The 21,194-nt window shown below is 58.8% G+C and carries 15 protein-coding genes; 7 read left to right on the top strand and 8 right to left on the bottom strand.

The window, feature by feature from the left end; translation table 11 throughout:
* Position 1: 1 nt before the first annotated feature.
* From LHW45_08285 to LHW45_08275, 3 genes are read left to right on the top strand one after another with little or no spacing between them, the layout of a single operon-like run.
* The gene (locus LHW45_08285; GenBank protein ID MCB5285569.1) at positions 2-589 is read left to right on the top strand and encodes an NADH:ubiquinone reductase (Na(+)-transporting) subunit E; all 588 of its coding nucleotides are present in this window, start codon (positions 2-4) and stop codon (positions 587-589) included.
* Between the two features lie 10 nt (positions 590-599).
* Positions 600-1,703: a 2Fe-2S iron-sulfur cluster binding domain-containing protein gene (locus LHW45_08280; protein ID MCB5285568.1), complete on the top strand. Its 1,104-nt coding sequence runs from the start codon at positions 600-602 to the stop codon at positions 1,701-1,703.
* A 3-nt stretch (positions 1,704-1,706) separates the two neighbouring features.
* Positions 1,707-2,162, top strand: coding sequence for a hypothetical protein (locus LHW45_08275; GenBank protein MCB5285567.1), 456 nt, complete (start codon positions 1,707-1,709; stop codon positions 2,160-2,162).
* Between the two features lie 13 nt (positions 2,163-2,175).
* Here the strand turns inward: LHW45_08275 and LHW45_08270 are convergent, their stop codons facing one another.
* Both LHW45_08270 and LHW45_08265 read right to left on the bottom strand, forming a co-directional pair.
* Positions 2,176-2,943: a prepilin peptidase gene (locus tag LHW45_08270; protein ID MCB5285566.1), complete on the bottom strand. Its 768-nt coding sequence runs from the start codon at positions 2,941-2,943 to the stop codon at positions 2,176-2,178.
* Positions 2,944-2,949: 6 nt separating this feature from the next.
* Positions 2,950-3,405 carry a hypothetical protein gene (locus tag LHW45_08265; GenBank protein ID MCB5285565.1) on the bottom strand — a complete coding sequence of 152 codons (456 nt, stop codon included), beginning with the start codon at positions 3,403-3,405 and terminating at the stop codon, positions 2,950-2,952.
* A gap of 149 nt (positions 3,406-3,554) precedes the next feature.
* On the opposite strand from LHW45_08265, the gene LHW45_08260 reads away from it, so the two are divergent.
* A complete protein-coding gene (locus LHW45_08260) occupies positions 3,555-3,803 on the top strand; it encodes a hypothetical protein (GenBank protein ID MCB5285564.1) in 249 nt (82 codons plus the stop codon).
* Between the two features lie 1,839 nt (positions 3,804-5,642).
* On the top strand, positions 5,643-6,113 hold the full coding sequence (locus LHW45_08255; GenBank protein MCB5285563.1) for a flavin reductase family protein: 471 nt from the start codon (positions 5,643-5,645) through the stop codon (positions 6,111-6,113).
* A 33-nt stretch (positions 6,114-6,146) separates the two neighbouring features.
* Here LHW45_08255 and LHW45_08250 read toward each other — a convergent pair whose 3' ends face one another.
* The 6 genes from LHW45_08250 to LHW45_08225 form a co-directional block, all read right to left on the bottom strand.
* Complete coding sequence (locus tag LHW45_08250; GenBank protein ID MCB5285562.1) at positions 6,147-7,913, bottom strand: LysM peptidoglycan-binding domain-containing protein; 1,767 nt, start codon at positions 7,911-7,913, stop codon at positions 6,147-6,149.
* Positions 7,914-7,930: 17 nt separating this feature from the next.
* Positions 7,931-9,133, bottom strand: coding sequence for a PLP-dependent aminotransferase family protein (locus LHW45_08245; protein MCB5285561.1), 1,203 nt, complete (start codon positions 9,131-9,133; stop codon positions 7,931-7,933).
* 174 nt (positions 9,134-9,307) lie between these two features.
* Positions 9,308-10,603, bottom strand: a complete 1,296-nt coding sequence (gene asnS / locus LHW45_08240; GenBank protein MCB5285560.1) for an asparagine--tRNA ligase — start codon at positions 10,601-10,603, stop codon at positions 9,308-9,310.
* A 2-nt stretch (positions 10,604-10,605) separates the two neighbouring features.
* Complete coding sequence (locus LHW45_08235) at positions 10,606-11,598, bottom strand: Gfo/Idh/MocA family oxidoreductase (GenBank protein ID MCB5285559.1); 993 nt, start codon at positions 11,596-11,598, stop codon at positions 10,606-10,608.
* 2 nt (positions 11,599-11,600) lie between these two features.
* Complete coding sequence (locus LHW45_08230) at positions 11,601-12,551, bottom strand: NAD-dependent epimerase/dehydratase family protein (GenBank protein ID MCB5285558.1); 951 nt, start codon at positions 12,549-12,551, stop codon at positions 11,601-11,603.
* A 135-nt stretch (positions 12,552-12,686) separates the two neighbouring features.
* On the bottom strand, positions 12,687-13,997 hold the full coding sequence (locus LHW45_08225) for a CsgG/HfaB family protein (GenBank protein MCB5285557.1): 1,311 nt from the start codon (positions 13,995-13,997) through the stop codon (positions 12,687-12,689).
* 414 nt (positions 13,998-14,411) lie between these two features.
* Here LHW45_08225 and LHW45_08220 point away from each other — a divergent pair, with 414 nt between their 5' ends.
* Together LHW45_08220 and LHW45_08215 are read left to right on the top strand one after the other, a co-directional pair.
* Positions 14,412-15,434 (top strand): hypothetical protein, encoded by a 1,023-nt coding sequence (locus LHW45_08220; GenBank protein MCB5285556.1) that lies wholly within the window; start codon positions 14,412-14,414, stop codon positions 15,432-15,434.
* A 92-nt stretch (positions 15,435-15,526) separates the two neighbouring features.
* Positions 15,527-20,965, top strand: a complete 5,439-nt coding sequence (locus LHW45_08215; protein MCB5285555.1) for a C25 family cysteine peptidase — start codon at positions 15,527-15,529, stop codon at positions 20,963-20,965.
* Positions 20,966-21,194: the final 229 nt, after the last annotated feature.

The raw sequence follows: 21,194 nt of genomic DNA, 5'->3' as shown, positions 1-21,194 counted from the left end.
GATGGACATCTCTGCTTTTCTGCTGTTCTGGGCGGCGATCTTCACCAGCAACATCCTGCTCACCAACTTTCTGGGCATGTGTTCCTACCTCTCGGTTTCCAAAGAGGTGGAATCCTCTCTGGGACTGGGGATCGCGGTAACCTTCGTGCTGGTGTTCACCACCGGACTGAACTGGCTGGCCTACCGCTACCTGTTGGTGCCCTTCGGCATCGAATACCTGCAATACATCGTGTTCATCATCATCATCGCGGCTTTCGTGCAGCTGCTGGAACTACTGATCGAGCGCTACGTGCCCGCCCTCTATTACACTTTGGGCATCTTTCTGCCGCTGATCACGGTGAATTGCGCCATCTTCGGCGTCAGCCTCTTCATGGTGATCCGCGATTACAGCTTCATCCAGTCGCTGGCCTACGGCCTGGGCAGCGGCCTGGGCTGGCTGCTGGCCATTTTGATGCTGGCCGGCATCCGCGGCAGGCTGAGGGAGAAAATGGTGCCCCAGGGCCTGCAGGGGGCGGGGATCAGCCTCATCATCACCGGGATCATGGCCCTGGCCTTCATCGGTTTTTCCGGCATAGCGCCCATCCAATAAAGGTTTCAGCATGCTACAGACCATCCTGAAAGACATTGGCTTACTCACCGGGATCAGCGGGGTGCTGGCCATCCTGCTGGTGATCGCCGAACGCTGGCTGAACAACTATGGCGACTGCATGATCAGCATCAACGGCAAGCGCGACCTCACCGTGAAAGGCGGCAACACGCTGCTGAACTCCCTCAGCGAAAAACAGGTGTTCCTGCCCTCCGCCTGCGGGGGACGCGGAAGCTGCGGCGCCTGCAAATGCAAGGTGCTGGAAGGCGGCGGACTACTGCTGCCCACGGAGAAACCTTTCCTCAGCCAGGCTGAACTGGCCGACGGAATTCGCCTCAGCTGCCAGGTGAAAGTCAAAACCGACCTCGCCATCCAAATCCCGGAAAGTATCTTCAACATCCGCAAATTCTCCTCCGTGATCAGCGAGATAGTCGATTACACCTACGATATCAAGGGCGTCACCTTCAAACTGGACGAGGGCGAGAGCATCGATTTCAAGGCCGGGCAGTATGTCCAACTGCTCACCGAACCCTACGGCAAGGTGAAACAGCGCGTGTCCCGGGCCTATTCGATCTCGTCCAAACCCGAGCTCCAGCACAGCATCCAGCTGATCATCCGCCTGGTGCCGGAAGGGCTCTGCACCACCTGGGTGCACAACCACCTCCAGCTGGGCGACCGCGTTAACTTCACCGGGCCTTACGGGGATTTCTATCTGCGGGACACAGAAGCGGACATTCTCTTTGTGGCCGGCGGATCCGGCAAAGCGCCCATCAAATCGATGCTGGAGCATCTGCAGGTGGTGGGCACCAAGCGCAAAATGACCTATTTCTTCGGCGCCCGCACCCCCAGGGACCTCTATCTCACCGAGGAGATGAAGGCCTTCGAACAGGTCTTCCCGGATTTCCGCTACGAACCTGTGCTCTCCCATGCCGAGCCGGGCGACAACTGGCAGGGTAAAACCGGCTATGTGATGCCGTACTTCAAAGACGCCATCCGCGATACCGGGAACACCGAGGCCTATCTCTGCGGCAGCCCCGGCATGATCAACGCCGTCACCAAGGGTCTCACCGATCTGGGCGTGCCCGTGGAAAAAATCTACTATGACAGTTTTGGATGAGCCATGAAACCCACCCCCCATGAATTGAAAACCATGCAGCGCATGCAGCCCGGAGTGACCACCCTGAGTGGCTTTCTGGGTTCTGATACCCGCCCCCTGAACGAGATCATCGCCGACGACGGTGCCGTCCTGGCCACCCTGGATCACAGCCAGGAAGAGATCGCCGCGCGGATGGAAAGCTTCACCCAGGCCTCCTGGAACAGCTATCTGGAAGAAATATTGATCGAGGGCAAATATCTGGTGCAAACCGAAGTCTATCGCGGCAAAATGCCCTGTCCCTTCGGCCACCCCGGCGTTTTCCGCAAGGCGATCACCCGGCTCACCAATCAGGTCAACGGGATCAGCGTGGTTTGGACCTCGCTAAACATCCATCTGATCAAAGCGCACGGGTTTTTTGAAGGCAGGGGCAGCGCGTTCCGGCTGGATCCCCAGACCCTGGTCTCCGCCCTCTTCGATTAGGCCCGAACAGCTGTCAGATCAGCCCCACTGAGCGCATCAGGGGTTCGCCGGCCAGGGCCCAGATCACGGCCGCGAGGGCGATGAAGTTGCCGAAGGCGAAGGCTTGCTCCGGCTTGCGGATGAAGAGCAGGAAATAGAGGATGCCCATCAGGCAGGCCAGCAGGATCACGAAGGGGATGTGGATCGCGCCAAAAAAGGCCGCCACCGCGGGGATCAGGATCACGTCGCCGCCGCCCAGCCCCTCTTTGTGGAAAAACTTTTCCCAGGCCAGCGCCAGCAGATAGAGCAGCGCGAACAGCCCCAAAGCCGGCAGCAGATACACCCAAAAGAAGTTCATGAAGTCGTAGCCGCTCTGGATGAAACCAAGCACCAGACCCGCAACCACCATCGGCACCGAGAGCACCAGCGGAATGATCTTGTGGAAGGCGTCGATGAAAAAGATGGGGATCAAAAAGCCGAACATCACCGTGAATTTCCAGAAGCTGAGGCTTTCCACCCCGTAAACCAGGAATAAAGCCAGGAAAAGCAGCGGAGTGGCGATCTCCACCGCCAGGTGATGCCAGGGGATCTTCGCGCCGCAGGACCGGCATTTGCCCTTCTGGGCGAGATAGGTGTAGATGGGGATGTTTTGCCCCGGAGGCAGTTGCTTGCCGCAGGAAGTGCAGTGCGAAGGGGGATTCACCACGGATTCGCCGCGGGGGACGCGGTCGATCAGGACGTTAAAAAAACTGCCCAGGACAGCGCCCAGGACAGCAATGATGATCGCAATGAGCAGTGTCAAGAAACCTTACCACCTTTCAGGCCAGGGCCGCTGGTCGTTGTACCAGTTGGAAGACCCTGTGTACCAGGGCGCACCCTGCCGGAATTCCACGGAGAGGTTAACGCTGTCCGAGGGACGGTAACTGAGCCGGAACTCGGGGATCACCTTGGTGCTGTTGTCGGAATTGAACTCCAGCTTGGAGGTGGATCCAAAGTTCACCAAACTGAGGTCGAGCTCCAGGTCCAGCTTGGGATTGAAAGCGTAGCGGATGTGGTTGGTGTAGCGGGAGAGGTAATATCCTCGCCCGAGGCTGCTGGTGCCGGCCTCAAAGCCCAGGGAATGGCTCATGGACAGTTTGTTCAGGCCGAACAGCGGGGTTCCGCTTCCCCTGTAGGGATTGAGGTCCGGTTTGGGCATATCTATCTGGGCCAGCAAGGGCAAACTGAGCAGCAGGATCAGGATTCCGATCAGGGTGGTTTTCATTCGGATACTCCTTGGTTTTCTTCTTTTTGACAAGATAACTTACGCCCCCATATCTGTCAAGCGTCTTCAACGTTTCGGAAGCAACCGCCGCCCAAAGCCTCCACCTCCGCGACTTCTACTTCAACACCACCATCCCCTTCCTGGAGATCGTGAGCGAACACGACCGCCTCGCCGGGGAACGCAAACTGGTGGACCTGCTGGTAAACAAATACGGCGGGAAAGCCGGACACTCCAGCCTGCTCAACTCCTCCCACATGAGAAAGAGGGAGTTCAATGAATGCATCGCCGGATTGATCGACCGGGAGGCGATAAGAGTGGAAGCCTCAGATCGGGTTCATGGACCGGTGGGGAAAATGTATGTTCTATCACCTTTGATCATGGAATCGTGGAAAAAATGACCGAGCGGGGCAGGGGCAACCCTCCTAGCTTTTTAATACGGAACATCAGTTTCAACTGGTCGGACCGCCGGATTTATCCGGAAATCTTCTGCCGCGTACCAGGCCTGTCAGTCCATCGGCAAAAACCGGATGAATCCGGTGGACCGACCGGATAAATCCGGTGTTCCGGTTCCCACGGAATTCGCTGACTGTCCTCTCCTGACGGCTTCGAGAGTTTGATTGACATATTTACCGCCATCAGTTCGTCAGATTTCTGTTCCATGAACCATTCTTTCACAACCCTTCACAAATGGCTGTGAATAGTTCTAACCCTTTAAAGAAAAGGGTTTGGAGCCCACTATTCACAATAAATAGTTACTCCCCTCTCTCCGGGATAGAGTCCTTGTGCATTATGCTAATCTTTATATTATATATTAAACTGTAATACATATATTATCTATATCTATATATATGATATATGGTTATACATCTGCATCAGGGATTCCTGCATTATTGCTACGGCGGGAGGGGAGTAGCGAATTTTTGTGAAAGAATAGCCTGAAATGCTGATCAGTAAAGGGTAATATGGATTCACACCCATTTTTTCGGGTTTGTGAATTTGTGAATTTTCCCCCTGTGATTCTTGATCCCTTCCCGCCCCTGAAAGCCCCGCAGGGGCGACACATTTTAGCCCGGGGTGGCAACCCGAGTCAACGGGACGAATGAGGGAGATAAGCCCCGCAGGGGCGATACATCTTAGCCCGGGGTGGAAACCCCGGATCAACGGGACGAATGAGGGAGATCAGCCCCGCAGGGGCGACACACTAACCTAATCTGTTATTTTGCAATCATTTGTGCCGCCCCTCCGGGGCTTGCATTCATCCTATGCCTCCACACCCCAGGGTTCCGCTGCGCTTCACCCTGGGCTAAGTTGTTACGCCCTCCGGGCTCGCCCCTTCCCGCCCCTGAAAGCCCCGCAGGGGCGACACATTTTAGCCCGGGGTGGCAACCCGGGTCAACGGGACGAATGAGGGAGATAAGCCCCGCAGGGGCGACACACTAACCTAATCTGTTATTTTGCAATCATTTGTGCCGCCCCTCCGGGGCTTGCATTCATCCTATGCCTCCACACCCCCCCCAGGGTTCTGCTGCGCTTCACCCTGGGCTAAGTTGTTACGCCCTCCGGGCTCACCCCCTTCCCGTCCCTCGATCCCCCACCCATGTTCCAGTAACGTCCAAGCCATGCCCGAATCCGGAGATCGGCGGGAGGTCAGCAGTACGTGGGGAGGGCGGACGGGAGCGAGGGCGGCCATGCAGAGCCTCGCAGAGGCGATAGAATGATAGCGAGGGTGCGTAAGCCCCTCGAATGCGGAATAACCGGTGAATCGAGCCCCTTGTGGGCGACAGAATGATAGCGAGGGTGTGGAGGCGCGGCTTCAGCCGTGACGGAGCCCCTCGTACAAAGACCAAAACGAAGAATCGAGCCCCTTGTGGGTGACAGATCATCTGTTCATCCGCCCCTCGCCATCTTCCTGTCGTCCATGCTCGTTCCTCGCTGGACGCCAGGAAATCCTGCGCTACGCGAGACCTGGAAGCCAAGACTTTGGGGGTAATGCGGACAAAGGGCATCGGCCTGGACGCAGTCTGGATCGAACCCGCTTCCGTCCCGGACTGGCCATTCCGCCCCGTCTGGATTCCGGGCACTCCGGTTGAAGGCGTTCCACTTCGGAATGACGTACACACGAAGCTGGTTGGGGAGAGGCCCTGGAACCCTTGTTGCCGCCATTATGCACATTGCGGTTTCTCTGGCGGGTAAATTGCTTATTATGTCTTGGTATCAACAACACAGGACGTCCAATAATGAAACAGACCGATCTGACCAACGCCTACGGCTTGGTGCATCTGCCCGCGAAAGTCGCCCTCGCCGTAACGGAAAAGCCTGGCGGCGGCTACAATCTTATCACGCTGGAATGGTTCATGCGAACCTCGATCCAGCCGCCCATGTTCGCCATCTCGATCGGCCACAGCCGCTTTTCGCATGAATGCCTGCTGGAAAACAGGTTTTTCAACCTGGTCTTTCCCTCGGTGGAGATGAAGCCGCTCTGCGCCATGGCCGGTTCCACCTCCGGCCGGGACAACGACAAGTTTGCCCAAGGAGCGGTGGAAACCATGCCTGGAAAACTGCGCAAGCTGCCGGTTCTCAAAGACGCGGTGGCGGTGTTTGAATGCGAGGTTACGTCCCAGGTGCGCAGCGGAGACCACACCATCTTTGTGGGTGAGGTCCGCCACTGCTGGGCGAACGCGGGCAAAGAACTGCTCGTTTACTCCTGACGGCGCGTCCGGGCGGCTGAAAAGCCCCCGGGATCAGGGCGACAGGGCGCCGAAACTCATCTCGCCGGAGCAGGATCCCGTAACCCGCAGGTTTCCTTTGGGATCGAACTCCGCGCCCAGCAGGTCCAAGGCCAGCCTGGAATCGGTCTGGGCGGTCCAGAGCCAGTTGCCTTCTTCATCCAGGCCAGCCACGAAAAGCTTTCCTTCCTCTTGGTTCAGATAGAAGGGTTCTCCGCCAGCATCGATATAGGGCCTGTATTTGGCCACCAGATAGAGATTTCCGGTGGGATCCGTTTCCAGAAAGTGAAGTTCCGTTCCCAGCCATTTGCGGGCCCAAAGGCATTTGCCGTCGGCATCGAAGCGGGCGTAAAACTGGGCCCTCTGGCCTTCCGCGGAAAACTTCGAGCTGCCCAGGGTGAGGCTGCCGGAAAAAGTTCCGGCCACAAACACGTCCCTCTGGCGTCCGGCACTGATCCAATCGATGGAAACGTCCGTTCCCTCCACGGCGCGGGTCCAGAGTTTTTTCCCCTTGCTGTCCAGCAGGTTCAAGCTGGAAATCACGCTCATGGCGCCTTCGTAGATGGGGTTGGGCAGAGGGTTGCCGTAAAGGTTGTCCGCGAACCAGGTGTTGCCGTTGGCATCGGTGTCGAAACATTTTTTGCGGCATTCTGCGGAGAGCTGCTGCACCCGGCTGCCCCAATTCCAGGCCCCGTCGGCGCCGAGGCGCGAGATGAACAGGACGTTGCCGGCGGGATCGGGCTTGGAACCCACATTGCCCGAACCCAGGGTCAGGTTGCCGGTGCTGGAGCCGCCAATGATGAAGGCGCCGTCTTCCGTCAGGGTCAGTTTGCGCAGGGACTCGGTTTTGGCTCCGTCGGTCTTTTGCGCCCAAAGCCAGCTGCCGGCTGGATCGAGGCTGGACGCGAAGATATCGGTCTCGCCGCCGGAAGAGATGCTCAGGGTTCCCAGGCTGAGAGTGCCGCTGAATTCCCCGGCCAGGCAGAGGATGCCGCTGGCGTCCATCACCAGGGCGGGCTTGGAGGCGGTTCCCGAACAGGCTGCCTGCCTCTGCCAGAGTGGGTTGCCACCATTGTCGAATCTGGCCAGCCAGATGTCGCCGCCCCCCGCGGACTGGAATTTTTCTGTGTTGAGGTCGATCTCGCCCCTGAACGCTCCGGCCACGCATACCGAGCCCGAGAGTCCCACAGCCAGGGCCAGCCGCGGTTCCCAGTCCTCGGTGACGGGGGCCAGAAGCTTGGCCCAGAGCCATTTACCGGCGCTGTCCTGACAGGCCAGCCAGCTGTCCGTGAGGCCGCTTTGGGTGGTTCGCGCCTGTAGGTTGAACTGCCCGAAATCCATTTTACCAGAGAAAACGCCGGCGTAATAACGGTTGCCGGCAGCGTCTTCGGCGTGCAGGGCGTTGGCCGGCAGCCGGCGGATGTTCAGCCAGTTGCCCTCGGCATCGATGCCGGCGGAAAACAAGGGGGTGTCTTGATCCGCGGGAAGCTTTGCCCTGGCGGTGAATCCGCTCACAGGTTCCGGCTCTGTGACCACCGCGGCATAGGGATCCACATCCTTGATCTTGAGCACCTGGTTGAGGCTGATGGTGTTGTCGCGCAGGTTGTTCAGGTTCTTGATGTCTTCAATGCTCACGCCGTAGCGTTTGCTGATGTTGTAGAGCGTGTCGCCGGAAACCACCCGGTGGGTGATCATTTCCGCGCCCAGCAAGGCCGGCAGCAGAACCAGCAGCAGCGCCAGCAGCGGAAGCCAGCGGTTCAGGGGTTTGTCTGTAATGCGCATTAACTTTCCTTTCGCCATCAAACCATCAGTTCCGCCAGGCGCTGGATGCCTGTTTCGATCTGATCCGGAGTGGCGAAACTGAAATTGAGCCTCAGGGTGTTGAAGAGTTCCTGGCCCTCGGGATAGAACTTGGAGCCGGGAATGAAGGAAACCTTGTGCTGCGCGGCGCGGACGAACAGTTCATCCGCGTTAACGTTCTCCGGCAGGGTCATCCAGAGGAAAATGCCTCCCTGTGGCTTGGTCCAGTGAACGTTGGCGGGCATGAAGGCCTGAAGGTCGGAAAGCATCTTTTGCAGATAGGGGGCGTAGAAAGCGCGGATGGTCTCGATGTGCGGATCCATCAGGCCTTGCTCCAGAAAGCGGGCGACCGCCCTCTGGGCCACGCAATCCGGGGTGATGTTGATCTTCTGCTGCCAGGAAACCATTTTGGAGATCAGGTTCCTGTCACCCTTGGCGTAAGCCACCCTCATGCCGGGGCCGAGGATCTTCGAAAACGAGACGATCTCGGTGACGATGGGGGCGCCGCCAAATTCCTCGCGCGCCAGGCGGTAGAAGGTGGGAAGCGGCTCGCCGCTGTAGCGGAGGCGGGAATAGGGGTTGTCTTCCACGATGGGGATCTCGTGGTCCAGGCAGAAGCGGATCAGTTCCCGCCGCCGCTGAAGGCTGTAACTGATGCCGCCGGGATTGTGGAAATCGGGAATGATGTAGATAAACTTGATCTTTTTGCCTTGCTGGCGCAGGGCGCGCACTTTGTTTTCCAGCTGCTCCATGATGATGCCGTCCTCATCGAAGGCAACGCTCTGGCAATCTGCTTCCAGGGCGTCGAAGGCCACCAGCGAGCCCAGAAAGGTGGGCGCTTCGCAAAGCACCACGTCGCCGGGATCGACCAGCGTTTTGCCGTAGTAGTAGAGGGCGTTGGTGGCGCCCACGGTTATCACCATCTCATCCGGGCTGAGGTCGTATCCCTCCCACCGCAGCAGTTGTTGCTTCAGCAGGCTGTCGCCTTCGCTGGCGCCGTATTGCAGCACGTCGCGGCCTTCATTTAGCACCACGTCGCGGAAAATATCCGCCAGTTGGGCCGAAGGAAAGGTTTGGGGCGAGGGAAAGCCGCCGGCGAATGAGATCAGGCCCTCAATGTTCTTGGTGGAGGCCACCAGTTCGCGGATCAGCGAGGATTTCATCGCGCTCGTCACCCTGGAAAAGGAATTGGGGTAGTTCATCCTTTTACTCCATTTATCTGTTTATTTAATATATCTAATTCACTGCCGGCACCAGCGATCAGGTCCGTGGCGGCAGACATCCTCGTTCGCGAAGCTCCGCAGGAGCTTGTGCATATCTTTGAAACACCTGCTGGCTTTGACCGACGGCGGCGTCGGTAATTCCCATTTTCCGGCTCAGGGATAGATCCGATAGATCATCCTGGGGAAAGGTATGGTTTCACGGATGTGGTGGATGCCGCTCATCCAGGTTACCAGGCGCTCCAGGCCCACCCCGAAACCGCTGTGGGGCACACTGCCGTATTTGCGCAGGTCCAGAAACCACTGATAATCTTCGATGGGCATGTTTTCAGCCTGCATCCTCTGTAGCAGGAGGTCGTGGTCGTCTTCGCGCTGGGAGCCGCCGATGATCTCGCCGAAACCTTCAGGGGCGATGAGGTCGCTGCCAAGCACCAGATCAGGGTTTTGGGGATCGCGTTTCATATAAAAGGCTTTGATCTGCTTGGGCCATTTTTCGATGAAGACGGGCACGGGCGAACCGGCGGTGAGCAACACTTCGTCCGCCGCGCCCAGATCGCTGCCGTGGTCTATCGTGCTGCCCTGGGAGCGCAGATAATCGATGGCCTCGCGGTGGGTCATCTTCCTGAAAGGCGCGTCAGCCGCTTTGAGCGCTTCCTTGTCCCGTTCCAGGATGGTGAGTTCGGCGTCACAGTCCTGCAAAATGGTGCGGATCACGTGGCGGATCATTCCTTCCTGGATCTGCATGTTTTCCTCGTGTTCCACGAAGGCCGCCTCGGCATCCATCATCCAGAATTCCGTAAGGTGTTTGCGGGTTTTGGAGCGTTCGGCCCGGAAGACCGGACCGAAGTCGTAAACCCGGCCCAGGCTCATGATCCCTGTTTCCAGGTAGAGCTGGCCGGATTGGGAAAGGTAGGCCTTGCCTTCGTCGAAATAGTCCAGCTCAAAGAGGGTGGTGGTGCCTTCGCAGGCGTTGGGGGTGAGGATGGGCGAATCGAAGCGCACGAAGTGGTTCCGGTTCAGCCAGTCGCAGATGGCGTAGTAGACGGCGTGGCGGATGCGCAGCACGGCCCACTGTTTGGAAGAGCGGATCCATAGATGGCGGTTCGAAAGCAGAAAATCGGGCCCGTGCTCTTTTTTGCCGATGGGATAATCCTCGGCCACCTGGATGGGGGAGACGGAGCTGATCGCCAGCTCGAACTGCCCTTCCTTTTTCTGATGCGGCTTGGCGGTGCCGCTGATGCTCACGGAGGATTCCAGGGTGAGGCGCCTGGCGGTTTCAAACATTTCCTCCCCCAGCTCTGGCTGGAAGGCCACGCACTGCACTTCGCCGGTTCCGTCGCGCAGCACAATGAACAGCAGCTTGCCGCTGTGGCGGATGGTGCGCACCCAGCCCCGGAGGGTGATCTCTTTGCCCAGGTGGGCGGCGATGTCGGTTATCAAAATGCTTTTCATATTCATCCGTAGTTGACCTTGGGTTGTTGGTTGATGGCGTCGGTGATCAGGGCCGCGGCACGCATGGCCCGCAGGCCGGCCTCTCCGTCCACCAAAGGTTTGCTGCTGTTCAGAATGGCATCCACCCAGCTCTCCAGCTCCAGCGCGAGAGCGTCCCGCGCTTCCGGGCCGGGATCGAGGCGCTGGGCATGGATAAGCTCTTCCGGCTTCACCCTGGTGTCGCCCCGCATCATTTTCTGCAAAAGAGTTTCAGAATCTTCGCCGCGCTTTATCACGCTGCCCTGCCTGGCGATGAGGTCCAGGGAGACATAGGCGTTCTTTTGGAAAAAGCGCAGCTGGCGTTCCTGCTTGAGGGCCACGCGGGATGAGGTGACATTGGCCACGGCCCCGCAGGCGAATTCCAGCCTGGCGTTGGCGATGTCCAGGCTGGGGGTGAGGATGCCGGCCCCGTTGGCGCGCACTGCTGTGAGCGGGCTGTTCACGAAATCCAGGATCAGGTCGATGTCGTGGATCATCAGGTCCAGCACCACCGAGACGTCGGTCCCGCGGGGCTGAAAGCTTGATATTCGGGTGGATTCGATGAACAGCGGCGCGCTGATGTGCTTTTCGGCTGCTAGGATCACGGGATTGAAGCGTTCGATGTGGCCCACCTGGATGCTCAGGCCCAGCTTTTCCGCCAGGCCGACCAATTCTTCCGCAGCCGCCAGTTCCGCGCACAGCGGTTTTTCCACGAACACCGGTTTTCCCGCCAGCAGAGCGGCTTTGGCCAGCTCATAGTGGGCGCTGGTGGTGGCGGCGATGTCCACGGCATCGCAAGCGGCCAGCAGCTCCGCCTGGCTGTTGAAAGCCGTCACTTTGAAATCGCGGGCGGCTTCCCGGCCCCGGGTGGCGTCGATATCGTAAACCCCGGCCAGCGCGCAGCGCGGATCGGCCAGAAATTTGCCGGCGTGGAAACGTCCCAGACGGCCAACGCCGGCAATGCCGATTCGCAGCATGTTTATCCCAGTCTGGCGGCCAGGATGCTCAGCATGTCCTTGGTCATTCCAGCCAGGTCGTATTCAGGTTTCCAGCCCCATTCCTGCTGGGCGGCGCTGTGGTCCATGGAGTTCGGCCAGCTGTTCGCGATGGCTTGCTTCACGGGGTCCACGTCGTATTCCAGGCGGAATTCGGGAATGTGTTTCTTGATCTCGGCGGCGATCATCTCTGGATCGAAGCTCATGGCGGAAACGTTGAAGCAGTTGCGGTGCCTCAGTTTGGCGGGATCGGCTTCCATCAGCTCCACCAAGGCGCGCAGGGCGTCCGGCATGTACATCATGTCCAAAAAAGTCCCGGCTCCCAGGTTGCAGGTATAGCTTTTGTTTCTGATCGCTTCGTAATAGATCTCCACGGCGTAGTCGGTGGTGCCGCCGCCGGGCAGCGTCACGTTCGAGATAATGCCGGGATAGCGCAGGCCGCGGGTGTCCACGCCGAATTTCACGTGGTAATAGTCGCCCAAAAGCTCGGCCGCCACCTTGGAGATGCCGTAAATGGTGCTGGGGCGCATCAGCGTGTCCTGCGGGGTGTTGTCCATCGGGGTGCTGGGTCCGAAAGCGCCGATCGAGGAGGGCAGAAACACCGCTCCGCCGGTGGCTTTGGCCACTTCCAGCGAGTTGATCATGCTGTCCATGTTGATCTTCCAGGCCAGGGTCGGCTTGGCTTCGCCCACCGCGGAAAGCACCGCCACCAGGTTGATGATGGTGTCGACGTGGTATTTTTTCACCACTTCGAACATCTTTTCCGCTTCCAGGGCGTCCATGTTTTCGCAGGGGCCGCCTTCCATGATCTCAGGTATGAGGGGGGTGCTGCGGTAGGTGGCCACAACGTTTTGGCCGCCGTAGATCTTTCTCAGGTAAGGAACCAGCTCCGATCCGATCTGGCCGGCTGCTCCGAGGACAAGGATGTTTTTCATTTACGTCTCCATAGGGATTTTTTCTTTTTGAAACTCATTTTTTGGCTCCGGCCGGATTGTCAATGCTTTTTGGGAATTACCCCGGCCGAAAAGCGGTGCCGCGGGGCGGGAAAGCGCCTTGGCGGGGAGGAAAATTTAACGGCTGACGTAGGCGCGGACCCTGGCCACGATCTCGTCGCTGAGCTTGTCCAGGGCGAAATTCACCATGTCCATTTCCGCGGGGGGAAAGGGTTCTTCCTTTTGGATGAGGGCCAGCGCTTCAGCCGAAAGCACCCGCTCGTCACCACCGTTCACCACTCTGCCCCAAACATCCGTCCAGGGGTATTCCGCGGTCACAGTGTCACCGTTTTTGGTCACGCCGGTCTTCACGTCGATCAGGCTGAAAGTGGCCGTGATCCGCACGGAAGCGGTTTTGGTGTAGCGCTTGTAAACGCAGGTAACGTCCTCTTTCACCTCGCGCTCACGCACCTTGCCTTTGTCCGTGGTGTATTTTTCCTTGCCGGTGATCATGTTTTTGGTTTCCCTCAGTTCCAGTTCGCTGGTGCGTTCGGGCACGTAATTCACCTGGATGATCTTGCCGGTCATGATCTCGTGGGCGCCCAGCAGCCGGCTCAGTTCGTTGCTGTTCTCAGCCTGCGGTACTTCCGTGTTTCCGTACAGCTGCTCGGTGAGCAGGGCCTCGATCTGGTCGCGGCTCACTATATCCCAGTACTCGCTCACCGTTTTGTCCTGCACCAGCTTGGCGATCAGGGTGTCGGTGAGCAGGTCGATGAGGCCGCCGTATTTGCTGCGGGTGCCGGATTTGTCTTCAAAAACGGAGATGGCCACGCGTTTGGTGGCCAGCCGCCGGGAGTTGGTGAAAAGCTGGGCCGCGTCGCGGTAGTTGGGCACATGGTTTAGAGCGGCCTGAAATTCCTGCGCCGCCTTTCTCTGATGGTCCGGAGCGTCGCTCTGCCCGAGGATCTCCAAAGCCTTCTGATAGTGGTATTCCGCCGCGGTGAGCCTGCTCTGGTTCAGCTTGTCCTGATAGCCGCGGTACTCAAAGTTGTATTTCTCGCCGGTTTTGGGATTCACCAGCGGGTCGATCTTTCTCACTTGGTTTTCATAGCCGGCCAGGCGCGCGAATTCCTCCACGTTGCGGTCCCATTTTTGTTCCGGGGGCGCTTCGCCGAGCTCCAGTAACCGCTGCTCGCCTTCCTCCAGCAAACGGGGATAGGTTTTTTTGACCAGCTTCTGGGCCTTGTAGTAGTCAGGCTTGCGCTGCAACAGCTCCACGCTGCTGTTCAGGGAGGCTTCCAGTTCGCCGCGCCGGTATTCCCGCGCCGCCTGGCTGTACAGACTCCTGTTTTTACTGCAGGCCAGGCTCATCAGCATGAGCGCCAGCAGGCCGGCAGTCAGTATTTGTTTGAGCAGCGACAAGCATTCCTCCAGATCAGTTTCAAACATTCGTCATGTGAGTCCACATGCCACACCTTGGCCGCCTTGTCAAGAAAAAGTTACGCCCGCTTGCGGATGCGGCTCGCAAATTGTTGCGCAGCGGAATCCCCCCAGCCTGCCGGCCCTGCTGATTCGTAGCGATCGAACTTCAGACCGCAACCTCAAATCATGTGTAAACGCCTTACTCCTCCCTAAGCCCTTTCCCGTGCGCCCCTTGCCCGCCTCCCGCACAGTTCCCCCCTGTCAGGCGGGAAGTGAGGGGGAGGCGAGTGGGAAGTGAAGGGGAAGTGAAATGAGGGCGGCTCCTAAAGAAAAAAACAGGTGGGGCAGGGAGCTGCCTGTTTCTTGTGGCGGATTCGGAACGATTCTTGCATCGCCTTTACCTGCCAGCTTAAACTGGCAATCCCTTGGGAGGATCTTTACATGCTGAAAAAGCATATCTTTTTACTCGCGGCGGTGCTGCTTGTCCTGTCCGGATGCGCCCGGCGCAATCCTGCCTGGCAGGACCAGGACACCCTCACTCTGATCAAACAGGTGCAGGTGGTGGGAAATCCGGTGGACCTGTCCTTTGACGACGACCATATCTTTGTGGCCCAGGACCAGGGCGGCATTTCCCTGATCGACATCACGGACTACTCGCAGCGCTGGTGGCCGGAGGTTTATCCGCCCAGCGCGGACGCCGTGCTGGCCAGGATCCGCAACATCTCGGCCATCGGCGAGCACAAACTGCTGTTTTTAAGTGAATACTACGCCGCCGACAAGATCCGCATCATCGACTATGCCGATCTTGATTCGCTCAAGCTGCACGATTCCATCACGGGCGGAACGGACAATCTGATGTCGATGAGCTTCACCGCCATCCCCAACCCTTCCGACGACAACATCGTGGAGGGATTCTTCGCGGTGGGCGGCACGGAACCCAAGGTGCTCTACGCCCGCTACAACGGTGAACTCTATCTGGGCACGGATTACAGCATAGTCACGTCGCCCTGGGTGCCTGAAGGCACCGCTGCCAACAGCAACTATGTGTTTGTGGCTGCCCAGCAGCGCGGACTGCTGGTCTATGACCGCGTAACCCGCCTGAAGGTTGGCGAGCTCGCCCTGCCCGGCGAAGCCCTGCATGTGAAGCTGGCCGGGAACTATGCCTACGTGGCCAGCCGCCAGGGCGGCCTGAACGTGGTGAACGTGGGCGCCCCGGACGAACCTTTGCTGGTGAAGACTTTCGACACCACAGGTTATGCCACCACCGTGGACGTCCAGGGCAATCTGGCCGCGGTGAGTTCCGGCAGCGGCGGCATCTACCTCTTTGACGTCAGCACCCCCGGAAATCCCATTCTGAAACAGAATCTGAGCTCCGCCGGCTACACCAACAACGCCAAATTCCACCAGGGAAAACTGGTCGTGGCCTCCCGGGACCAGGGCGTGCTCATCTATGCCATCGATTGATCGAAGTACCCGAAAACCATTTAGCTTGAAAACATACCATCACCTGGAGCATCAGCTCCAGGTTTTTTAATTTGACTATAAAGGAAAAGAGGATGAAAAGGATCCTGTCGCTATCAGTTTTGGCCCTGCTCTGCCTTGCCGCTCTCGGCGCTGAAACATCCACCAACCCATTCTCGGTTGCCCGGTCATCAGGCAGCCAGCTTAAACTCGCGGTCTCCGTGCCCGCTTTGAGCCTTGCCGCTGGCGAAGACGGGGGTCAGGCCGTGAAAGAAGTCCGCATGGAAGGCGCTTTCAGCACTTCGGAACCCGGACAGCCGGAACTGCCCGTGCTCAGCACCATGGTGGCGATCCCGCCCCGGGGCAGCTTCACGCTATCTTACAGCTACGGCGGCGTGGAATACAGCCAGTTGGAAAACCCCAGGCTGCACCGGGAAGGTTCTGCGAACGGAACCAGCCCTGCCGGCGGACTCTATCCCGACATCCTGGCCACCGCGTCCGATCCCGCCATATTACGTGATTTCCGGGTGGTGCAGATCAACGTCCACCCCTGCCAGTACGATCCTGCCACCATGCGCCTGGCCACCTACAGCGACATCGAGGTAACCCTGGATTTCACCTCCCAGCCCGGCTTGAATGAACTTCCGGATTACAGCACCTACAGCCAGGCTTTCCAAAACATTTACGAGGCCCAGATCGCCAATTTTGCCGATTACAGCAGACTGGTTACAGCGCCCGCCCACGCCCGCATCCTGCTGATCCACGGCAACAACAGCGATCCGGTTTTCCTGGCCAAAGTCCTGGAATTCGCCACCTGGAAACGCCAGAAAGGCTACACTGTCACCGTGGTGAGCACTACCCAGGCCGGCGGGACCAGCACCACCGCCATCAAGAACTATATCCAAGGCCAGTACAACGATCCGGAAACCCGCCCGGATTTCGTGATCCTGCTGGGCGATACCATCGGCAGCTATCCGATCCCGGCCTGGACCGAAAACTACAGTTCCTACGCCGGGGAAGGTGATTATCCCTACACCCATCTGGCCGGTGGTGACCTGCTTGGGGATGTCTTCATCGGCCGCCTTTCCGCCGAAAACCTTTCGCAGCTGAACACCCTGCTGAACAAGGTCTACACCTACGAAAAGAACATCAACAACGATCCCGCTGCCGCCGCCTGGCTAAACCGCATGCTGCTGATCGGCGATCCCTCCTCCTCCGGCATCTCCACCATCTACACCAACCAGCACATCCACGAGATGACCCACAGCGTCAATCCCGACTACAGCTACATCGAGAACTACTCCGGGGGCTATTCCTCCACCATCAATTCCGGCATCAACACAGGCGTGAGCTTCTTCAACTACCGCGGCTACATCGGCATGAGCGGCTGGGATCCCGGCAGCGCCCTGAACAACGGTCCTCGCCTGCCACACGCTGTGATCCTCACTTGCGGCACCGGCAGCTATGCCTCCACCTACGGTCCCGCCACCTCCGAAGCCTTCGTTCGCCTGGGCACGGAAGCCGTTCCCAAAGGCGCCCTCACCGCCATCGGCATGGCTACCTCCGGCACCCACACGATGTTCAACAACGCACTTTCCAGCGGCATTTTCGACGGCATCTTCCTCTATGGCATGCGCAACATGGGTGAGGCCCTGCTCAACGGACGCCTTTACCTCTATAACATCTACGGCCAGGCCAACCCCACCCAGACGAATTATTTCGCCCACTGGTGCAACCTGATGGGAGACCCCACCGTGGAAACCTTCATCGGCATACCCGGATCCCTTGTCATTAGCGCTCCGGATTCCATCCCGCGGGGTACCAGCCTGGTGGACATCCAGATCTCTGACACTTCCATGAATCCCCTGGCTGATGTGAGCGTTACTCTCTACAGCGACGGCTACGGCGACGTGGTGGCCAAAGGCTTCACTGATGCCAGCGGTGAGGTCACCCTGCAGGTGCCCAATTTCGTGAGCTCTGATCTGCTGATCACCGCTTCCAAACACGATCACAAGCCCGCCCAGCAGATCCTGCCGATCGACCCCGCCGGTTCTTTGGTCTTTTATGCCAAAACCTTTGCCGATGACGGCAGCGCCGGCTCTTCCGGAAACGGCGACAACTTCATCAACGCGGGGGAGACCGTCGCCCTCAGCGTGGAGCTAAGCAATTCCACCGCCGCCACCATCGACGGCATTACCGGGGTGCTCAGCTCCGCCGATCCGCTGGTGAACATCACCCAGTCCAGCAGCGCCTGGCCGGCCACCCTGGCCGAACACACGACCGTGAACAGCGTGCCCTTCCTGGTTAGCTTCGCGCAAAACATCCCCGCCTTCCACGACTGCCGTTTCATCCTCAACCTCACGGACAGCGCTGCCAACAGCTATCAGGCCATCTTCCACCTGGGCAGCTTCAACGCCGACCTCAGCGTGAGCAACCAGAGCGTAAGCGCCGGCGGCAACAGCGTGCTCGATCCCTCCGAGAACGGCATCCTCACCATCACCGTAAGCAATTCCTCCGTGTTTGGCGCCAGCGATGTTTACGGCGAACTCACAGCACTTAACGACCTGGTGGTGGTAACCGACAGCACCTCCTATTTCGGTGGCATCCCTGCCGGCATGAACGCCTCCTCCATCGACGGTTTTGGCCTCTTCGCCCGGCCCCTGCTGATCCCCGGAATGATGATCCCCTTCAAACTGAGGCTCTACAACGCCTCCGGTCTGGAACAGATCACCCACTTTTCCCTGCCCATCGGCACGGTGGCGCAGAACACGCCCCTCGGACCCGATGAATACGGCTATTTCATCTACGATGTCTCGGACACCGCCTACCCGGACTGCCCCAGCTACCAATGGGTCGAGATCGTGCCCAGCCTGGGCGGCAGCGGTACCCTGATCACGGGGCTCAACGATTCCGGAACCAACGGAGACGAAGGTGACCAAGTGGGCAGCGATGCCCTTGAAACCATCGATCTGCCTTTCCCCTTCCGCTATTACGGGGTGGATTACAACCAGATCACCGTCTGCGTGAACGGTTTCATCGCCCTGGGCGTTACTTTCGACGGCGAATTCCGCAACGGCAGAATGCCTGGCGGACAGGGTCCCTCACCGATGATCGCGCCTTTCTGGGATGACCTCGTGATCCTCTCCGGAGGCGGCATCTACCGCTATTACGACCCCAACGAGCACATCTTCATCATCCAGTACCACAACCTGAAAAACGGCTACAATCGCAGCAGCGAGGAAACCTTCCAGGTGATCTTCTACGATCCCCTCTTCTATCCCTCCAGCCTCGGCGACGGCATGATCAAGTTCCAGTACAAGGTCTTCAACAACGTGGACATCGGCAGCAGCGGCTACACCCCCACCCATGGTAAACACTGCACCGTGGGCATCCGCGACCACACCAACCTGCGCGGCCTTGAATACACCTTCAGCAACCAGTATCCGCCCGCCGCGGAGCCGCTCGCCAACGGCAAGGCCCTGCTCATTACCACCGTGCCCGTGCTGCATCAAAGCGCTCACCTGGTGGTGGGGGAACTCATCCTCGACGACGCCAACGCCAATTCCTGGCTGGAACCCGGTGAGACCGCCCAGATCGGCATCAAGCTGAACAACCTCGGCATCGACACCGCCACCAACGTGCAGGTCACCGCCTCCACCGTGAGTCCCCTCCTCACCATCGCCAATCCCCAAAGCGCCTGTCCGGACATACCTGGAAGCGGTTCCGCCGTGAATGTGGTGCCTTTCATGGTCACCGCCTCGCCCGACTGCACCAACAACCTCGTGATCCCCCTCCAGTTTGAGGTGAGCATCAACGGCAACGAATGGACCTATCCCCTCACGCTCACCATCAAGAAACCCGCCGTCGAGCTATGCGGGATCTATATCAGCGACCTGCAGGGCGATGTGGACGGACTGGCCGATCCCGGCGAGACCTTCAACCTGATCGTGAACTATGTGAACAACGGCGCCGTAGCCGCCTACAACCTCACCAGCAACATCATGTGCCTTAGTGGCGACGTTACCTTGGTGAATTCCCAGCAGCTGATCCCGGCCATTCCAGCCGGCGCAGTGAGCCAGGCCATTTACGAGGTCAGCCTCTCGCCCAATGTGATCGTGGGCAACAATCTCACTTTCTACCTCACCTTCCTCGGCGAAGCGGTGGAGGCCCAGAACGAGGTTTTTCTGCTCAATGTGGGAACCACCGGCATGTTCGAGGATTTTGAGGCCAACAACGGCGCTTTCGAGGCCCAGCCAGCCACCAACGGCTGGGAGTGGGGAACGGACACCACCGCCGGCGCGCATTCCGGCACCAAGGCCTGGGGCACCCGCATCAACCAGCAGTATCCCAACAACGTGAACTGGACACTAACCTCACCGCCCGTTTTCATCGGTGGCAATTTCATCCTGGAATTTTACCACTGGTTCGACACCGAACTCAACTATGACGGCGGCAACGTGAAGATCTCCGCCAACAACGGCAGCACCTGGACCCTGCTTACCCCGGAAAACGGCTACACCCAGCAGTCCGTGGCTGCCCTCAACGGACCCGGATATGCCGGCAACAGCAATGGCTGGACGCAGGCCCGCTTCTCGCTGAGCGCCTATTCCAACCAGACTGTGAGATTTCGCTGGACCTTTGCCGCGGACACCATGATCCAGGGCCAGGGTTGGTATCTGGACGACGTTCAGACCACCGGCTTCATCCCCTTCGCCGGCAAGGTGAGCGGCCTGGTGCAGACCACCCGTCCCGAGGATGACTATTCCACCCTCTTCGTGCAAAACGCGGAAGCCATCACCACCCGTCCAGATGCCGACGGGGCCTACACCCTCTATCTGCCCGAGGGCGTGCACAACGTGACTGCCTCCGGCCCCGGATACCAGTCCCAAAGCGTATTCCCCGTGAATCTCAGCGTGAGCAGCCCCAGCTTCCCGCAGGATTTTCTGCTCACCTGGCTCACACCCGCTTCCGGACTGGACTTCAGCGTCAACCAGGATACCTTCTCCCTCTTCTGGGAAGCTCCCGCTGCCCCGCCCTCCACCGTGCTGAACTACCAGGTCTTCCGCAAGCTGAATTCCGGCCCCTTCGAACTGATGGCCATCGTTACGGATACCGCTTGGAGCGAACTGCCAGCCGTTGACGGCGAATACCGCTATTACGTTCTGGCCTGCTACGATGCCGGCGCCAGCGTCGCCACTGATGTTCTTGGCGTGGCCTGGCCCTATGTGGACGGCAACGATCAACACACACCTCCGCTGGTCTCCCGGCTCCATCAGAACTATCCCAACCCCTTCAACCCCAGCACCACCGTGATGTTCGACCTCGCGGAAGCCACCCCGGTGACCCTGGCCGTTTACAACGTGAAGGGCCAGCTGGTGCGCTGCCTGCTGCAAGCTCCTCTCGGCGCGGGCACCCACCGGATCCTCTGGGACGGCACCGACGAATCCCGCCGCCCCGTGGCCTCTGGCATCTACTTCTTCCGCATCGCGTCACCCGCGCTCACAGCCTCGCGCAAGGCTGTGCTGCTGAAATGATCAGACCTTGACAAACAAATAGGCCGGAGTTTTCGCTCCGGCCTTTTTTGTGCGTGCCGCAACCGAACTCATATCGCCCCAGGCGGATGAAAAAGTATCGTATTGGACCAAGCTGAGCCCAGAGACCAGTTTTTATACCATTTCGCTTTCATATATCCAAATTTAGCCATTTGAAATTGGTCAGTTTTGAGACCATCTCTTTATTCTCGTCCAAGTACGAGTAACTTTC

It is taken from the genome of Candidatus Cloacimonadota bacterium (genome assembly GCA_020532085.1).
In the GTDB taxonomy this organism is placed as follows: Bacteria; Cloacimonadota; Cloacimonadia; order Cloacimonadales; family Cloacimonadaceae; genus Syntrophosphaera.
This window is presented reverse-complemented; position numbering and strand designations above follow the sequence as displayed.